Raw genomic sequence first — 19,376 nt, 5'->3', positions numbered from 1 at the left:
CTCCTTGGCTCACAGAACGACATGGCTACGATCCGACTTAATAACTACTGATGATATTATAGTCATTGATCAAGGTAACGGTACTGTTGTTGTTATAATTCCTGGCAATGCTACTGGTAATGTGACTATTGTGGTTGGTAATCAGACATTTAATGCTACTGTGATTAGCGGTACTGCTGTTGTTAATTTAACTAATGTTACTCCTGGTACTCATAACATTACTGTTATTTATTCAGGTGATGGAAACCATACTAACGCTACTGTAAATGCTACTGTAACCATTCCTAAACTTGTTACTCCGATTAGTGTTGATGTTGTTGACATTTATGTTGGTGATGTTGCTAGAATCAATGTGACTGTCCCTGTCGATGCTACAGGCAAAGTCAGAATTGAGATTAATGGTAAGGAGTACTTTGCTGATATTGATGAAGGTGTTGCAAGATTTGAAGTTGAAAACCTAACTGCCGGTGTAAAAACTGTTGCTGTATCTTATGCTGGAGACAATAACTACACAGGTAACTTCACAACTGCTAATTTCACTGTTAAAAAACATAATCTTGTAATTACTGTTAATACTGATGATATTACTGTTGGTGATGTTGTTTTAATTAATGTCACTGCTCCTGATGATGTTACAAGACCTGTTGTTGTCAATGTTGGCGGTGTTGATTATGCGGTTAATATTACAAATGGACTTGGCCACTTGTCTGTCCCTGGTCTTGATGGCGGTTCATATAATGTAACTGTCAAATATCTAGGTGATGATAAATATCTCCCAGCTAATAATTCCACTAGCTTTAAAGTAGTTAAAGTTCCTTCAACTGTTGTTGCTCATGCTGATAATATTACTGTTGGTGAAAAGGCTGTTATTGAGATTAGTGTTCCTGTTGATGCTACGGGTAATGTGACTGTCCGTGTTGATGGTAAAGATTATAATGTCTCTGTCGCTAATGGTAAAGGAATTCTTGTTGTTCCTGGTCTTAAAGTTGGAAACTACACGGTTGATGTTAAATATCCTGGTGATAGAAAGTACGAAGAAAGTGTTAACTCTACTAAATTTGCTGTTAATAAAATAACTACTGATGATATTATAGTCATTGATCAAGGTAACGGTACTGTTGTTGTTATTGTTCCGGGCAATGCTACTGGTAATGTGACTATTGAGGTTGGTAATCAGACATTTAATGCTACTGTGATTAACGGTACTGCTGTTGTTAATTTAACCAATGTTACTCCTGGTGTTAATAATATTACTGTGATTTATTCCGGTGATGAAAACCACACCAGTGAAATTGTTAATGCTACTGTTACAATTCCTAAGCTTATTACTCCAATTAAAGTAGATGTAGTTGACATGTATGTTGGTGATGTTGCTAGAATCAATGTGACTGTTCCTGCTGATGCTGTTGGCAAAGTCAGGATTGAAATTGACGGTAAAGAGTACTTTGCTGATATTGATGAAGGTGTTGCAAGATTTGAAGTTGAAAACCTAACTGCCGGTGTTAAAACAGTATATGTCTTATATGTCGGCGACAATAACTACACCGGAAACCATACTTCAGCTAATTTCACAGTTAAAAAACATGCTCCTGTAATTACTGTTAATACTGATGATATTACTGTTGGTGGTGTTGTTTTAATTAATGTCACTGCTCCTAGTGATGTTGCAAGACCTGTTGTTGTCAATGTTGGCGGTGTTGATTATGCTGTTAATATTACAAATGGTGTTGGTCAATTATCAGTTCCTAATTTGGATTCCGGTTCATACGATGTAACTGTCAAGTATTATGGTGATGATAAATATCTCTCTGCTGAAAATTCCACTAGCTTTAAAGTAGTTAAAGTTCCTTCAACTGTTGTTGCAGAAGCTGATAATATTACTGTTGGTGAAAAGGCTATTATTGAGATTAACGTTCCTGCTGATGCTACAGGCAATGTGATTGTTACTGTTGATGGTAAAGATTATAATGTCTCTGTCGCTAATGGTAAAGGAATTCTTGTTGTTCCTGGTCTTAAAGTTGGAAACTACACGGTTGATGTTAAATATCCTGGTGATAGAAAATACGAGTCAAGCATTAACTCTACTAAATTCGCTGTCAACAAGATAACCACTGATGATATTAAAGTCATTGATCAAGGCAATGGTACTGTTGTTGTCGTTGTTCCTGGAAATGCTACAGGCAATGTAACTATTGAGGTTGGTAATCAGACATTCAATGCTACTGTGATTAACGGCACTGCTGTCATTGATTTAACTAATGTATCTAACGGTACTCATAACATTACTGTAATTTACTCCGGCGATGAAAACTACACTAATGCTACCGTCAATACAACCATAACAATTCGCGAACCTGTTCTAGTTCCTGTTCCTGTCACTCCTATTAGTGCTGATGTCAGCGATATTTATGTTGGAGATACTGAAATTGTGGTAGTAACTCTTCCTGCTGATGCTACCGGTAAGGTTAAAATTGAAATTGATGGTAAAGAATACTTTGCTGATATTGATAATGGTGTTGCAAGATTTGAAGTTGAAAACTTGACTGCCGGTGTAAAAACTGTTGCTGTAACTTATGCGGGTGACAGTAACCACACTGCAAACTTTACAACTGCAAGCTTTACAGTATACAAACATAATTCCACAGTAAGTGCAGAAATTGAAAGCATTATTGTCGGTGAATACGTAACCATTAAAGTCAAAGTTCCAACTGATGCTACCGGTCAGGTATTGATTGACATTGATGGTGTATCACACTACTATGTCAATGTAACTAATGGAGAAGGGTCAATTGACATACCTTACATCCCATCCGGAAAATATAACGTTAACTTGACTTATGTCGGTGATGATAAGTACTTGCCAAGTTCAAATGTCTCATTATTTGATGTAAACAAGGTTAAACCATTTGTAATTCCTATTGCACATGACATTTATGTCGGTGAAAATGAGGTCATCAGATTGCTTGTCCCTGCGGATGCTACAGGAAACGTAACTGTTGTAATTGATGGTGAAGAATATGTCTTCAATTTAAATGATGGCATATTGGGAGCATACTACCGAGAAGGTGATAAATATATTGTTGCTGTCAGCGGAGGTAATGGTGAATTGGTAATTGAAGGATTGCCTGTGGGCGAATATGTTGTAAGCGTAAGATACAATGGTGATAATAAATACACATATGCTTACAATTCAACAGTTTTCAAAGTAATCAGTTGCAATACCGATATGGAAATAATTGATCAAGGAAATGGTACTGTAATAGTCATCATTCCGGGCAATGCTACTGGTAATGTTACTATTGAAGTTGAAAATCAGACATATACTGGACCTGTTATTAATGGTACTGCCGTCATTAATTTAACTAATGCCACTCCTGGAAAACACAATATTACTGTAATCTACTCCGGTGATGAAACTCATGACCCTGCAACCGAAAATGCAACCGTAGACATTCCGAAATACATCACTCCGATAAGTGTTACGGCACATGACATTTATGTCGGCGATACGGAAGTTGTTGTGGTAACTGTTCCAAAAGATGCAACAGGCATAATTACAATTGAAATCAACGGTAAAGAATATTCCGCTCCGGTTAAAGATGGTCAGGCTATATTCAACGTTGACGGTTTGGCATTTGGTAATAAGACAGTTGCCGTTAAATACAGCGGGGATGACAGATACAGAGATAACTACACAACCGGTCAATTTGAAGTAATAAAACGTCCTACAACCATAACTGCAAAAGCACAAGACATTCATGTTGGAGATGATGAGATTATCACTGCTAAAGTTCTTCCGGATGATGTAACAGGTAAAGTACTTGTTGACATTGACGGTGTAGGATACTATGCAAATGTCACCAACGGCATTGCATATGTGATAATTCCGGAGCTTCCATGCGGTGTTTACACAGCTAAAGTAACATATGAAGGTGATCATAAATACTTGCCAAGCACAACTACTGTTAGTTTTACTGTAAACAAAATCAAAACTCCTATCAAGGCTTCAGGGGACATAATCGAAGAAGGTGACCGTGCAAAGGTTATTGTAAGAGTTCCACAGGATGCAACAGGTACCATAACAATCACTGTCAATAACATGAGATACACTGAAGTGATTGAAAACGGTACTGCAATATTTGAGGTTCCTGGATTGGTTAAAGGGGATTGGGATGTAGATGTGGTATACTCAGGTGATAGAAAATACGAAGGCAACGATACAATAACTGATATCATTGTATATCGTAATGATCCTGTAGATAATCATACCGATGATAACAGTTATCCTCCTGAAACAGTAAGTGAAGGAATCAGTCTGGCAGATTATCCAACTGGAAATCCTATCCTTATAATCTTATTAATATTAATTGCACTTTGTGTAACACAAGTAAGAAGATTTAAAAAATAATCTTCTTTTTTTTATTTTATCATTTGCATAAGTGGTATTGATTCTTATAATTTTAGATATAATCAAATTTTTGCATTAGAAAATTATTATTAATATCAATTACATATTAAAATTAATTAATAAGGGGGAATTATATGAGAATTTGTTTTTATGGTGCAGGAAGTAAAGAACTTAAATCTAAATATATAGAAGAAGGATATAAATTAGGTCAAGAAATAGCTAAAAAAGGTCATGAATTAGTTTTTGGCGGTGGAATTAACGGAATGATGGGTGCAGTTTCTAAAGGCGTAATGGATAATGGTGGTCAAGCTCTTGGAATAGCTCCTTCATGGATTAATGAATTCGAACCTCTTAAAAATAGTTGCACTGAATTCATATATACTAAAACTATGGATGAAAGAAAAAATCTTTTTTTAGAACATTCTGATGTTTTTGTAATAGGCCCTGGTGGAATTGGCACTTTAGATGAATTCTATGAAATCATTACATTAAAAGCATTAAATCAGCATGATAAAAATATTGTCGTTTTTAACTGTCATGGTTTTTATAATAAGCTGAATGAAACTTTTTTGTATATGGTAGGTGAAGGTGTTATTAAAAGAGACATGAATGAACTTTTCCAAGTTAGACAAACTGTTGAAGAAGTAATGGATTATGTGGAAAATCCACAAGATTAATTAATCTTCCCTTTTCATTTTTTTTAAAATTTTTCCATGTCCAAAGTTTTTTGTTAAAAATTATGCGATATTATATGTTATTATTCTTTTTTTGTGATAGTTCAGTGTAGGCATATAATATCAGATTTCAAAATTAAAAGGTACATGCTTGTAATATCTTTCTTTTTTGTTAAAACTTATTAATCAAATAAAATCATATTATTATATGAGATAAATTATAAGGATTGTTTTTTATGAATTATTTAGTTGTTGGTGCAGGAAATGCCAGTAGGCCTGTTGCAAGATTGCTTAATCATTTAGGCCATAGCGTCATTGTTACAGATTTAAAGGATATTTCAGAGTTTAAAATAGAATTTCAAAGAAGTTTAATAGAGATGGAAAAGGAAGGTGTTGTCCTGGATTTGGACAATAAAAATCCTACTTTGGATGGCATTGAAGCTGTATATGTGCCTCCTACATTACCTGATTCCGCTCCAATAGCCAAATTAATAAAAGAATCTGATGTTGATGTTTTAACTAATGAAGAATTTTCCAAAATTGTCAATGACTTGATTCCCGTTGATATCATTGGAATTACAGGAACTATGGGCAAGACAACCACTACCTTCATTACAACCAGCCTATTCAAGCAGGCAGGATATAATGTCTGGTCCTGCTCTTCTTTGGTAAATAATTTGGTTTCTGAAGCAATCATCGATGGAATTGTTAAAGGAAAAGCCCAAGATTGTGATATAGCTATTTTTGAACTTCCTCATGGTACTATTGGCCTTTTAAACAGGTTAAATGTTAAAATCGGACTTTTGACCAATATTGCAGAAGACCACTTATCTGAGTTTGGAGGATCACTTGAACTTTACCAACAGAGAAAACTAATCCTTGAAAGTATGTCCGAAACATTTATCGCAAATCACTCTTGTTTTGATATAATAAATCCTCAAAGAAACGATGCATTATATTATGCTTTGGATGAAGATGTTGATTTTAAAGGCATCGTTGGTGATGAATCCTTGACCATAGAATATAAAGACGGCAAGTTCACTACACCCTTCTACATGATGAGCTACTTTTTTGAAAATTCCGTTGCAGCAAGTGCCGCTGCATTGACATATGGAGTTAAGGAATCTGATATAATTGATGCATTAACTGTATTTAAGGGCTTGCCTGCACATATGGAGGATGTAGGTGATTACAATGGGAGAAAAGTTATTCTGGACTCCGCATTTTTATATGATGGAATGAAAATAACACTTGATTACTTTAAAGATGAAAATGTTGTTTTATTTTTGGACCATTTTGATACATTGTCAGTTCGTGATAAGGCAGAAGTCGGTGAGCTTGTAAGCAACTACGATATCAAAACAGTCATTGCAAGCGGATTTAATGAGGTAACTCAGGAAGTGGAAATGGAAGCCGCTCAGGAGGTATTGGATGCAATTACCAATCCTAAAATCAATAAGGTTGCCGTTGAAAATATAGAGATTGCTGCATGTGAAACATTCAAATATTCCGAGCCTGGAGATATAATTCTGCATATGGGTCCATTAATTGCATATGATAGAATAACGACAGTTGAAAAAATCATGAAGGGACTTGACGAAGGAAGTAAAAAGTATGACTAAAAAAACATTCGGGGTTATTGGAGTTTGCGGTGCTAACGGTAATCTGATTGCAAGATTGCTTAAAGAGAGAGGCTATGATGTCATAGGAACCGATTTGACTCCTGCTGAAGAATGCAGATTTTCAAAATCATTAGATGGCTATGATATTGGGCTATATTATGGTGAAACTCCAGATGAATTTTTTGAGAGAGCAGACTATATAGTGCCTCCTGCAAGTCTGTCTAAAAAATCAGCTATCTTTCAAAGGATTGGGGACTCATTATTTGAACTGGACGATGTCATTCGTGAGTTTCGTCCGGATAAACCGGTATTTGGAATAACTGGAACAAACGGAAAGACAACTACCACTACACTACTTAAAAAGATAGCCTATGATAATGGAATTCGGCCGGCAGAGCATAATCTGGAAAATATGCAGGGCAATGCCGAATACATTCCGATTTTGCAGTCAAGGCTTGATGGTGACGTAGCTATTTTGGAAGTGGGAACATTTGGCGTTCCTGGAACTGTCAGAAGAACTGTAGAAAATTCCGATATTTGTTCTGGCTTAATTACCAACATAACGCCTGATCATTTAAATGATTTGGGAAGTTTTATGGATTATGCTCATGTTAAAGGCGAATTTATTGAAGAACTCAATGGAAAGCAACTGATAGTTAATGGACAGGACCCGACAATAATGGGGCTTTTAAAGGAGTATGATTTTGAAGGTGATTTGATAACCTTTGGTGTAGACGGAACCTTTGAAAGAATTAATCCAAAGGAATGTGTTTGCGGACGTGAAATCAAAGTAAAGGAACTTATTTCCGGTTGCGGTTATTATTTCTGTCCATGCGGTATTACAACTCCTCAGGTAGATTATATTGCAACAAACATCGACTTAAAAAATCGTAAATTTGATTTGCATACTCCAACAGAGAAATTAACAGTTAAAATGGCAATTGACGGACTTCATAATGTTTATAATATTATTGGAGTTATCATTGCAGCCCATGAATTCCTGAAGCTGCCTTATGATAAAATTTTAGAATCAGTATCCACTTTCACTGGCGTTGAAGGAAGAATGGAGAAAATTGGTGAAATCGACTCTAAAGAAATTTATGTTGACTATGCACATAATCCTGCTGGTGTTCAAACTGTTTTAAGTCAATTTAAAAATTTATTCGGTGATTTTACATGTGTAATTACAATATCTTCCGAATCTGGTGATGTTGGTGATTTGGCGATATTCAATAGTGCATTGGAATTTTCAAAGTATGTTGTTCCCGCATCAGTTGCATCACAAAAGATGGCTAGGAAGCTTATTTCAGATGATTCTTCTTTAAGTGATAGAATATTATTTGATTCAGTCGATGATTTTGTTAAAGAAGGAACTTTAGGTGCAAGCTATGATGAAGTCAGGGACGGAATAAAAAAAGCACTTGAATCAGATTGTGATTTAATAGTAGCTATTGGGGAAGCTGCTACTGAATTTAAATATTGCATAAACGAATTATAGTTAAAAAGTAGGTAAAAATTTCTTTTTTTAGGAGTTAATAATCAAATGCTCTCACTACTTTTATTAATAGTTACTAACTAAAATTATTATTCAATTATAAAACCACGGAATTTACCGTCCACTATTCTAATTCCCCTACTAAAATCAAAATTTCTATCATAGTCGAATTGATATTTTGTAGTAACCCCGTCCTCTTCAAAGGTTATAGTTAATACATATGAAATCTCCTAGTATTGAATCCTTCTTCAAATTTTCCTTCAAATTCAAAAGTAAAAGATTTACATTTCCTTTTTTTAAAGTAGCAACTTGGTTATCAATATCTATTTCAATACCATAGTCAGCTAATTGGGATTGATTTTACTTTCATTCACATAATCAATTTGTTTAAACCTATAATTAGATCCTCATAATTCAATCATTTCAGCTATTAACTTCACTTTTTTTTAAAAGATTTTTTTAATATAATTCTTGCATACATTTAATTCATGCAATTTAATGCCTAACAAAAAACTTTTTAAATTACTTGTTATCATTAAAAAAATAATGTATGCAAGTACTTACTTACATATTTGCCGAATATTATTTTTTTAAAGAAATAAAGTGCATGCAAGTGTTCATTTATAAAAATCTTTATATATTCTAATTTCCAATATAATTATTGTGAAGTAGTTATGTTTATTGATAGCTTTAAATTTAGTAAAATTAAACCATTATTTTTGCTGATTGCATGCATATGTCTGTTTGTCAGCCTATCATGTATTCATGCAGCCGATATTGATGATGGAATAAAAAATCAAACTACTGGCGATGTCAATGCTTTAGATGACGGAGCAGTAGAAATCAATATTGAAAAAAACATTTCCTCCGGCAATACTGGAGAAATGTTAGGTGAAACTCCAAATCAAAAGACATCTGACATGTCAGGGATTTCCTATTATTGTCTGATTATGAATAATCGCCATCCAATAAATCATAACCACTTAATTGAAAAAACTCATTTTGGTAATAAAGATAAAAAGTCTGATTACGGATTTTCCGATTTAAGACAAGATTATAAAATATGTTCTAATTTTGAAAAAATAAAACACCATCCAAAAACTTTGGATGATTCTCATAAACTCTGCAAAAAAGGCATTGCAGGTGCACATACACACCGAATGGGATTTCAAAAGTTAATTGCACTAAATATTGAAAATGTCATTAAAAATGATATTTTCGGCCAATTGCGGAAAGATACTCCCAATTCATTTAAAAAAGTAATGCACCGGGATTCACATTTAACAAAAAAATCCGAGCCGTGCTGCTGCAGGGACTGTAAATGCACTCATCATTGTCATCATGACGTGGAGGTCATAAGCAATGGAAAAGTAATTCTTTCCGGAGACTGTGGGGATGATATGACATATTCCTACAATACCGCTTATAAGCATATCAACAGTACTGCAAATGAAGAGATAGTCTTCAGATTCAGAGATTTGGATGAAGATGAAATTGAAAATAGAAATCTCATAAATGTTACAGCATTCAACTGCACTCAAAATCAGCCAGGAAATGAAAAGGAATTTGCAGGTTTTAATGCACATTCAGACCTGGACTTAAATGGTGATTTTGCTTTAATTTGCTCAAATTCATTCTATGATTCCAAACAGTCTGACTGCAGCATTAATGATTTTTATTCACAAAAACTGAACATTAAAGACTATAATCTTGAATATTATATCTTCACAAATCCAGATATAATTATCATGAAAGCTAATGTTAACTTAGCTGAAAACCACACCTTAACTTCTAACCATTGCCCGAACTTTGATGTAAAAACCGCCTTTAACCCGACCATATTTTTTAACAATGACCTTCAAGTTGTTTTTTATCTAAAGTCATTGGCTTCAAATAACATCAAAGAAGATAATTGTATTCCATCAGATTTTACTGTTTCTTATCAAAATGATTATTTAATGCTTAATGGTAGTGTATGCAAATCAGATGGGCAAACCCCAATTAATTTGTCCGCTGATGAATCTGCATGCACTGTCTTATTAATTTATGGAGGAACTGAAAGATGCTTAATCTAAAAAAATCAATGATTTTATTAATAGTATGTATATGCTTTTTTATAAGCGTATCCGGTGCTTTTGCAGCTGATTTGAATCATACTGCTGATAATACCATTGCAGAGGCACAGGATTTTAAAATTGATTTAGCAGTTGAAGAAATAAACGTCGATTCTAATTTAAGTTCATATATTGGAGTCAACGCAATTGATGCAAAGCAACTTAACATGACAAATACTGATAATGTGGCCGCAAACACTGCAGGCGTATTAAAAGAAATGGATTCCGGATCATTTCCGGATACATATAATGACTTGCGTGATGATCTTGAAAATTTAAAAGATGGTGACACGTATAAAATCCAAAAGGATTATACCATTGAATTTTGCGATTATGAACTGTCAAAAAATCGTATAATAAACATCAATGCAGACAATGTGGTAATCGACGGTAACGGCCATACAATAAATGCAAACAGGGACGAAACATACTTTGCTATATTCAACATAACCGGAAACAATGTAAGAATAATCAATCTCTACATTATAGGTTCCAGGGCATACGATGTTGAGTATAGAGTATCGCCTTTAAATAGATATGGTGATGATTATACTCATTTAACAAGTCCGATAGAATGGCATGGGGATAACGGAATCATTTCAAACTGTGTATTCTATGACAACACAGGAACTGATGGAGGCGCAATATACTGGCAGGGAAACGATGGTTTAATTGAAAATTGTATTTTTGATGATAATGCTGCCAACTTCGGTGGATCACTCTACATCAGCGGTTCCAATACCCGAATATCTGATTGCCTGTTCAATGAGTCATATACAACTTATCATTATGAAGCAATCTATTTTGCAAATCCAAAAAACATTGCAAACTTGTTGTACCTGAACAACTGTACTTTCAAAAGCTCTTTTGTAGGTGGAAAAGATGTTGATTTAGAAAATGGATGTAAGGCAATATTTGAAACTAAAAATGAAAATTCATTTGTTCCATCTTTTTTCACAGATTTGATTTACTATATGAAAATTTTAAAGGATGGTGAAGTTTTTAATATGGAGCATGATTTTTATCTCCATACTTTTGATGGAAGTGCTGTGATAGATGCAAATAATGTAGTAATAAACGGTAACGGCCATAAAATCTTAGGTCAAGATCCTGCACATTCAGTATTTATAATCACAGGTAAAAATGTGACAATTTATAACTTGACATTTGACTTTACAGCTGAAGATTATGTATGTCCAAGTATTATTGACTGGAGAGGTTATAATGGTGTTCTTTCAGGATGTAGCTTTGCAGGAAATGATGCGAAAAGTGGTGGAGCAGTAACCTGGAGCGGAAACAACGGTGCTCTCACGGATTGTATCTTCACTGATAACAGTGCTGAAGTTGGTGGAGCAGTAACCTGGAGCGGAAGCAGCGGTGTTATTGAAAATAATATTTTTATAAATGATACCTCCAGATTTGCCGGATCAGTTTATATGGCAGGCAGAGACAATATAATCAGCAACAGTCTGTTTGTAAATTCCGCATCATCAGTCACCGGTGAGGCAATCTTTGCTGACCGTAATCGTAAAAATATGACTTTAAACAACATTTTCTTTGATGAAAAAATATCAACACCATTTATTGATGGGGCCAATATTCCTGTTGACATATATAATATTGGTGATTTAAAGTATCACGCTTTTATAGCTGATGAGGATGTGGATATTGTTCCATTGATTTACAATTCACTCGTGAAAGGCGGTGCAATTCATTATAATGACAACATCTACTACACCTACAACTATTATAATGAAAGCGGTGATTTTATATTCACCATGGTCAAGGAATTTGCCGAATATGACATAACATATATAAAAAATTTCCAATTCAAGAATATCTTCAACAATTCCTTTGATGATGTTTTTTTCGCTTTGCGTAAATCAGATTTTTCAAACACATTTACACTGACAAAAACCATATATGTCAATGATTCAGCCAGCTATTTGGATGCGCTGAACAACAAGTTCCATTCATTAAAGGTATTTGATCCGATATCCCCTATTTTATCAGTTGACAGACAGCATTCATATTTGGCAAAAGATTCCTTAAGTTATGCGTTGAATGTTGTATTTACCAAAAGCTGCGTAATAAGCAGTGCTTCAACATGGTCTTTTGAATCATCCCCTTTTGATATGCTTAATATTAACGGCTGCCAATCAAAAATCAAAGGTTCATATGAGGCCAGAAATGAAGACAAATGGGTAGTATTACAACCGGGCGATACATTTGGAGCATCCAATATAACTCTTGAAGGATTCAATACCGTTATTGAAAATATGGGTGGAAGCTGCATGTTCGTCAATGTACATTTCAACAACAACAGGATGGACTACATAATCGAAAGGGATTGGGGTGCAGCCATTCTCAACGTAGGAGTGGTTACATGCATCAACTGTTCTTTTACAAACAATTATGCGAAAAATGGTGGAGCAATCTTCAATCAGGGATTGCTGGTTCTTGTAAACACAACCTTTGCAGGCAACGAAGGATACGGTGACGGTGACAATGTCTGTGTTGGTGAAGGCGGACGTGTTATCATAAATGATAAAGAAATCAAATCAGACACGGGAATTGTTTATTTTGCTGATGGTTTGGACATGCTTGAAAGTACTTTTATTGGAGTTGGAGCTGCACTATTAAGCTTTGTTGTGGGTGCTGTTGTCGGTTTCTTCACAGCAAATCCTGCTATTGGTATTGGTGTCGGTCTTTTGGTAGGTGCAGCTTTAGGTACAGGAGCTGCTGCAATAATCATTTCCAACACCTATGACGTAAATCTGGACAGGACAAAAGTATTGTTGACTTTGATGATTGGATGTGCTTTCTCCGGAGCTATGGGAGGATTAGCCGGCGGAGTATGGGGAGTAGATTACTTTGTAGACTTCATACCTTTGTGTGAGTATACCTGGGTAGAATTTGGATTAACACTTGCTGGAATGGGAGTTCTCACCAGTGGAACAGTCGGTATACTTTATAATTGTGTTTTAATGTAGTTTGGGAGATTGAAAAAGTTAAACATTCATATCTGAATTTGCTAATATCCGATGAAGCCCAATTTGACAGATGGGGCGGAGGTAAAAGCATAATAAAAAAAATCATTGATTGGAGTAGGTATTTTTTTTACTGCTATTGTACCTCAGGTGCATTTGGGGATACACCGGAGGTATCACTACTCCATATCAAATTGGTATACTTTTTCTGAAAAAAGTATGCAATTACTATTTGTTAATAATTTTGGGCACTTATTGAACAGGCCCCTATGTTTATTTTTTAGATTGTATTTTTCTTTATTTATTTAAATTTCATTGGATTATCAGTATTTAGTTCTTATTTTTTATATTAACCTATTTTTTTAATGCAAGTAAGTACTTGCATTCAAAAAGCTTTATATACCCGATAATTTAAAAAGTATTCATAAATAAAAAATGTATTCTTTTCATCGATGAAGAGATGCAAAATGTGATGTGATGATATGAAAGAGTTAAAATTAATTGGAATATTATGTTTGATTTTAATCCTTTTTGTTGGTATTGGATGTGTGTCTGCAGCAGACAATATTACTGCTGGCGGCAATGATTATGGAAGTTATGGTGAAGACAATGCCATAACCCATCTGGATGATGTTCATTTAGACCAGCCTTCCAGTCTTTCAAATGGCAAAAACGTTGGCAGTTTCAAGGATTTGAAAAATGATATTTCTGGTCTTAAAGATGGAGATACATTTAATTTAACTAAAGATTATAGCTACGGATTCGGCGTTAAATATTCTATTGAAGACAATGACGTTATTAAAATAACTAAAAATAATATAACAATTAATGGAAATGGCCATATCATTAATGGAGCCCATAAGACCAATATATTTAATGTAATGGGAAACAACGTTAAAATAACCAATGTAACTTTTATGAATGCAATGTATGATGATAACGTAAATAGGTATATTCCGGATGAATCTCCTTCTACAACATGTACAGGTTATAATTATAATAATAGGTATAGTCCTTATCCAATTTATTCTGGAGAAGTTAGGAACGGGGAAGTTGTAAGTACAAATAAAATTCAATTTCATGCTGGAGAGGTTGGTGCAAGTCCTGTTCGCTGGTTTGGAAATAATGGTGTTCTTTCAGACTGTACTTTTCAGGGAAATTCAGTGTATCATGGACGTACTGACAAAGGCGGTGCTCTCACATGGAAAGGAAATAACGGTTTAATCAGAAATTGTAAATTTACAGGCAATCTTGCAAACACTGCCGGCGGTGCAATTTATATCGGCGGTGCAAATAACACAATCGCAAATTCTGTATTTAAAAAATCCTTTTCCATATCCTACGGTGACGCTATTTTCATGGATCATAATTATAAAAACTGTACTATAACCGACTGTACATTTGATAATTTGTTCCCGATTATTGATGAAAACGCTATTGATTTAAAGTATTTAAAGAATAATTTTACAACAACAATCGGAAATGATACAATAAATCTGGATGCATTATTATATAAATCCATGTTCTGTAATAATAACTTTGATTATAATGATCACATTTCATGCAGTTTCCGTCATGATAATTTTGATTATGTTTTCAGTATCACATCTAACTTACCTAACGGATTTGTTGTTAGTGAATACCAGTTTAACAAAGTAGGCTGTGCAAATGATATTTTTGAGAATTTGCATGCAGGTAATTATGTGAAAAATTTGATGGTGAACATAACCGTTCAAAGCGCTGCTGAATACAACAATTTAATTAACCATATTAAAGATGAAAAAGACAAAAAAGTTCATAGTGTCTTAAATATCAATGTTAAATGTCCTTTAAATATCAATAAACTGTTCACTGATTTCAATGAAGTAAATATGGCTGGTGATGTAGGAACTTTCAATGAATTGTCACGTGAAATCAATAAACATCACCCTGGAGACGTTATTAATTTAACTAAAAATTATTATTTCAATGAAAAATGTGATAAAGATAGTGTAATGATTAATATCGACAATATAACTGTAAACGGTAATTCTTATGTTATTGATGGAATGAAAAAACCTGTAATGATCAATGTATCAGGGGATAATGTTAAAATATCCAACTTGACCTTCATAAATGCTCTAAATAATCAGAATGGTAAAAGCATGATTACCTGGAGCGGTAATGAAGGTGTTCTTTCATCATGTAATTTTGCAGGAAATGTTGCACTTAATGGTGGTGCAGTTAACTGGATGGGAAATAATGCTTTAATCACTAAGTGTATTTTTATAGCTAATTCTGCCGATTTTGGCGGTGCAATCTATATGGGCGGCATTAATAATAAAATTATCAAATCAATTTTTGAAAACTGTAAGGGTAATTTAGGATATGAAGCAGTTTATCTTTCATGGGGAGATGAAAACTGTAATGTATTATCCTGTTCATTTGATAATGTTATTCCTATCCTTGATGAAAAATCATTGAATTTACATGTTACTATGAGTAATGCAGGTAATTTTGCTGATTTAGCTTCTGAAATTAACCGTCTTAAACCTGGAGATACACTCAGTTTAACCAGGGATTATTATGGAGTTAATGATTATACTATGATAATTAATAATGATAATGTTACTATTAATGGTAACGGCCATGTTATTGATGCAATGAATCATTCTGCAGTATTTAAAGTGAAAGGAAATAATGTTAGGATTTGTAATTTAAATTTCATTAATGCTGCATGCAATAAAATTAAGGTTATATCAACTTCCAAATTGAAAAATATTACTTATGATTCTGGAGAAAGTATTATTTCCTGGATTGGTAATAATGGTGTTCTTTCAGGCTGTACTTTTGCATGCAATAGTGCAGTTAACGGCGGTGCTGTTACTTGGATGGGAAGTAATGGTTTAATTGATTACTGTATATTTATAAATAACACTGCCAGTGGTGTTGGTGGTGCAGTATACGTCCCAGGAGAAAATAACACAATTATTAATACTGTATTTAGAGATTCCTCTTCAAAATTGACTTGTGAAGCAATTTATACTGATTGTAAACATACTTGTAATATTTCACATTGTATAGCCAATAATAAGGTTCCTGTTATTCACGGAGAGTTATCAGGCATTAATGCGGATTATTTACATTACGGCGTTTATCAAAATATTGCTGGTGAAAAAATTGATCTGGTTTCATCAATTTACAAAACCATAATGTATAATTGCGCTTTGAAGTATAATGAAAATATAAATTATGCATTTGTTTACAGTAATGATACTTTCCTATTCACTATTAATGGAAAATTAAATAACGGCGAATATCTTATTAACTACGAATATTATTTTGCCAATGTAACTTTCCATAACAATAAATATGCATGGAATAATATTTTCAGTTCCTTGTTAAAACATTCCAACATTGGATATAATAAATCCATATCAGTTATTAAAAATGTATACGTTAAAAATGGTGCCGATTATGATGATATTATTAATTTAAAGAAATCCGATGATGTTAAATATTTATCTGGAAGAGATATTGATATTGCTGGTGCTGATATTTCTTTAAATGTTACATTTACAGGCAAATTATCCATAGTGACCGGTGAAACATGGAAAGTCCACAAAAGCGGTTATGATGTTATTCGTGTAAACGGTCAAAGTTCACGTATTTCACTTGCTAAAGGATCTGAGAAAAAAATATGGGTTTCAATTGATGAAAAAGATTTCTTCAGCGCAACTAAGTTAATCATTGATGGTTTCAATTGTCATGTTGAAAATGATGGCGGAAAGGGTATTTTTGAAGAGGTTTCATTTAAGAATGCCCACAACAATGATGATTTTAATCGTGGTTTTGGCGGTGCAATACTCAATCAGGGATCTGTCATTTGTAAAGACTGTTATTTCTACAATAACTCAGCTAAATGTGGTGGTGCAGTTTTTAATGCAGGATACTTTGAATATGAAGACTGCATATTTGAAAATAACCATGCAAGTAAAGAAGGTCCTGATATTTGCAGTGTAGATGATGCTAAAGAAAAAGAGGGTGATGGCTCAATTACTGTAATATGCTCAGATAAAGGCATTGAAGTTATTAATGGTGAGAATATTACTGACACCGGTGAATATACCTATGTGCATGTTAAAAGTGAATCATTAGTAAAAGCTACAGTTATTGGTGCTGTGACAGGTTTTGTGTTTGGTGCTGTTACCGGTCTTGTTGTTGGTATATGTACCTTAAACCCTGTTGCCGGTATTGCTGCAGGTGTTGCTGCAGGTGTTGCTGCAGGTGCTGCTATGGGCGCTTATACTTCCTGGTATATGACTTCCAATAATTATGATCCTGAACTTAAGGTTTGGAAAGTTTATGCAACTGTAATTGGTATTTCTGTTGTAGCCGGAGCAGTTGGAGGTTTAATGGGAGGATATGTAGGTTCAGGTCTTGAAGAACTTGAAGTTGCTGTCGAATCTGAAGTGGCTAGTGAGTCTGACGCTATGACAGAGGGTATAATGGATACAATATTTGGAATAGGGTTCTGAAAACATCCTGTAGTCTAGCTAATCTTGAAAGACCATTATGTGGACCTATAGAATCTTTAAAAAAACATATAAAATAGGATTGAAATTTCAATCTTATTCAATATCTTTATCAGATGTTCCCGAAATTTTTCCAATATTGCTGTGTGTATGTTAAAAGTGAATCATTAGTAAAAGCTACATCTATTGGTGCTGTTGTTGGTCTTGTTGCTGCTACATTAAAAGACAGTTACAATAATCGCGTTAGTGATGTTAACGTCAAAATTGCTGTCGGCGATTTAACTAAAACTGCTAAGGCAGATGAAAACGGTCAGTTATCGTTAAACATCAGTACTTTAGCTTCTGGTGTCTTTAAGATTTCTGCCAGATTATCTAGTGTAAGCGATATCTATAACGAATCTAGGACAACTGCTAAACTGTATATGCAAACGAAACAATACACTATTGGCTGCAATGGAATTAAACTCTAATCTAATGGTTGATGAATACATTAGCCTACCAATGTATTAATAGTGTAAGTTTTGTAAACAAAGTATCTGTTAGAAGTTGAGGTTATTTCTCAACTTTTTTATTTTCTTTTTTTGGGCGTTAGATAGGATTGGACGATTACTCGTCCGCACCCTCTTTGGAACCGTACGTGTCCGTTACCGAACATACGGCTCGAGCAGAACTTTATCCGAAAGTTCAATAATGATATTTCATCGATTCATGAAATAATCCTCTTTACTTTTATCATATGGTGAATAATTGTGTATTATCATTTTATGTCGCTTAATCTTAGTCCAACTCATTTTAATTAAATGATTCTCTTCTTTAGGGCCAGTTAATATCCATTTTCCACGATGATATCCGTCATCGTATTCTGGGAAATATTTTCTTTTAATCCATTTCCAACCTTTATTTGGGTGTAGACGGCGCAAAAACTTATATATTTTGTTCCATATATAGTTATCCATATCAGAAAATATCTTTTTAGCAACAGTTGGCTTCCAGTAATTGGCAGTGCCAATTATCAGAGGGTTTAAAGAGTCAATTAGCTTATCAACGTTGTCTCCGTGATGCCATTTAACTCTTTCCGATACTTTGGCTTTAAAGTTCTTGATACTGTCTTTCGATGGTTTAATTAAACATTTTAATCCGTTATTTGTTTTGTATTGTCTGAAATTGAATCCTAGAAAATCAAATCCTTCAGAAATGTGTGTAATTCTAGTTTTATCTTCTGCAAGTACCAACCCTCTCTCGGAAAGGTAATTTTCGAGAATTTCAGGTACTTTTTCTATGTCTTCTCTAGTTCTTGCGAAAATAACGAAATCATCGGCGTATCGAGTAACACGATATTTTCCTTTGGTTTCATGGAATTCTTTGGTTTCACCATTTCGTATTTGAGTTCTTTTCTTGTAAGAAATATTTAAATAGTCTTCAAGTCCAGTTAATGCAATATTTGCCAATAAAGGTGAAAGTAATCCTCCTTGAGGAGTACCACTTGTAGTTTTATTAAACACACCATTGACTACGTATCCTGCTTTTAAGTATCTTTCCACCAGTTTAATCAACGGAAA

9 protein-coding genes are annotated in these 19,376 nt (G+C 34.0%); 8 read left to right on the top strand and 1 reads right to left on the bottom strand.

The annotated features are described in order from the left end of the window. From ACKI3Q_RS00665 to ACKI3Q_RS00630, 8 genes are all read left to right on the top strand, one after another. A partial coding sequence (locus ACKI3Q_RS00665) for an Ig-like domain repeat protein (RefSeq protein WP_407413297.1) occupies window positions 1-4,408 on the top strand: 4,408 nt, incomplete at its 5' end. A gap of 134 nt (window positions 4,409-4,542) precedes the next feature. After that, window positions 4,543-5,085 carry a TIGR00730 family Rossman fold protein gene (locus tag ACKI3Q_RS00660; protein ID WP_407413295.1) on the top strand — a complete coding sequence of 181 codons (543 nt, stop codon included), beginning with the start codon at window positions 4,543-4,545 and terminating at the stop codon, window positions 5,083-5,085. 233 nt (window positions 5,086-5,318) lie between these two features. Then, the gene (locus ACKI3Q_RS00655; protein WP_407413293.1) at window positions 5,319-6,704 is read left to right on the top strand and encodes a Mur ligase family protein; all 1,386 of its coding nucleotides are present in this window, start codon (window positions 5,319-5,321) and stop codon (window positions 6,702-6,704) included. Next, window positions 6,697-8,202 carry a Mur ligase family protein gene (locus ACKI3Q_RS00650; protein WP_407413291.1) on the top strand — a complete coding sequence of 502 codons (1,506 nt, stop codon included), beginning with the start codon at window positions 6,697-6,699 and terminating at the stop codon, window positions 8,200-8,202. Before ACKI3Q_RS00655 ends, ACKI3Q_RS00650 begins: the two co-directional genes overlap by 8 nt. Before the next feature lie 671 nt (window positions 8,203-8,873). Then, a complete protein-coding gene (locus ACKI3Q_RS00645) occupies window positions 8,874-10,274 on the top strand; it encodes a hypothetical protein (RefSeq protein WP_407413289.1) in 1,401 nt (466 codons plus the stop codon). After that, window positions 10,262-13,306, top strand: coding sequence for a hypothetical protein (locus ACKI3Q_RS00640; protein ID WP_407413287.1), 3,045 nt, complete (start codon window positions 10,262-10,264; stop codon window positions 13,304-13,306). Before ACKI3Q_RS00645 ends, ACKI3Q_RS00640 begins: the two co-directional genes overlap by 13 nt. 479 nt (window positions 13,307-13,785) lie before the next feature. Further along, on the top strand, window positions 13,786-17,820 hold the full coding sequence (locus tag ACKI3Q_RS00635; RefSeq protein ID WP_407413285.1) for a hypothetical protein: 4,035 nt from the start codon (window positions 13,786-13,788) through the stop codon (window positions 17,818-17,820). 143 nt (window positions 17,821-17,963) lie between these two features. Beyond that, the gene (locus tag ACKI3Q_RS00630; protein WP_407413283.1) at window positions 17,964-18,287 is read left to right on the top strand and encodes a hypothetical protein; all 324 of its coding nucleotides are present in this window, start codon (window positions 17,964-17,966) and stop codon (window positions 18,285-18,287) included. A 228-nt stretch (window positions 18,288-18,515) separates the two neighbouring features. Here ACKI3Q_RS00630 and ACKI3Q_RS00625 read toward each other — a convergent pair. Continuing rightward, on the bottom strand, window positions 18,516-19,376 hold an 861-nt coding region (locus tag ACKI3Q_RS00625; RefSeq protein ID WP_407413281.1), incomplete at its 5' end, for a reverse transcriptase domain-containing protein.

Source organism: Methanobrevibacter sp., from assembly GCF_045636185.1.
Lineage (GTDB): Archaea > Methanobacteriota > Methanobacteria > Methanobacteriales > Methanobacteriaceae > Methanocatella.
This window is presented reverse-complemented; position numbering and strand designations above follow the sequence as displayed.

What these genes read in the sequence shown, in the direction of transcription:
- ACKI3Q_RS00635 (WP_407413285.1), top strand. Translation starts at nt 13,786, where the DNA reads ATGAAAGAGTTAAAATTAATTGGAATATTATGTTTGATTTTAATCCTT.
- ACKI3Q_RS00660 (WP_407413295.1), top strand. Translation starts at nt 4,543, where the DNA reads ATGAGAATTTGTTTTTATGGTGCAGGAAGTAAAGAACTTAAATCTAAA.
- ACKI3Q_RS00640 (WP_407413287.1), top strand. Translation starts at nt 10,262, where the DNA reads ATGCTTAATCTAAAAAAATCAATGATTTTATTAATAGTATGTATATGC.
- ACKI3Q_RS00650 (WP_407413291.1), top strand. Translation starts at nt 6,697, where the DNA reads ATGACTAAAAAAACATTCGGGGTTATTGGAGTTTGCGGTGCTAACGGT.
- ACKI3Q_RS00655 (WP_407413293.1), top strand. Translation starts at nt 5,319, where the DNA reads ATGAATTATTTAGTTGTTGGTGCAGGAAATGCCAGTAGGCCTGTTGCA.
- ACKI3Q_RS00645 (WP_407413289.1), top strand. Translation starts at nt 8,874, where the DNA reads ATGTTTATTGATAGCTTTAAATTTAGTAAAATTAAACCATTATTTTTG.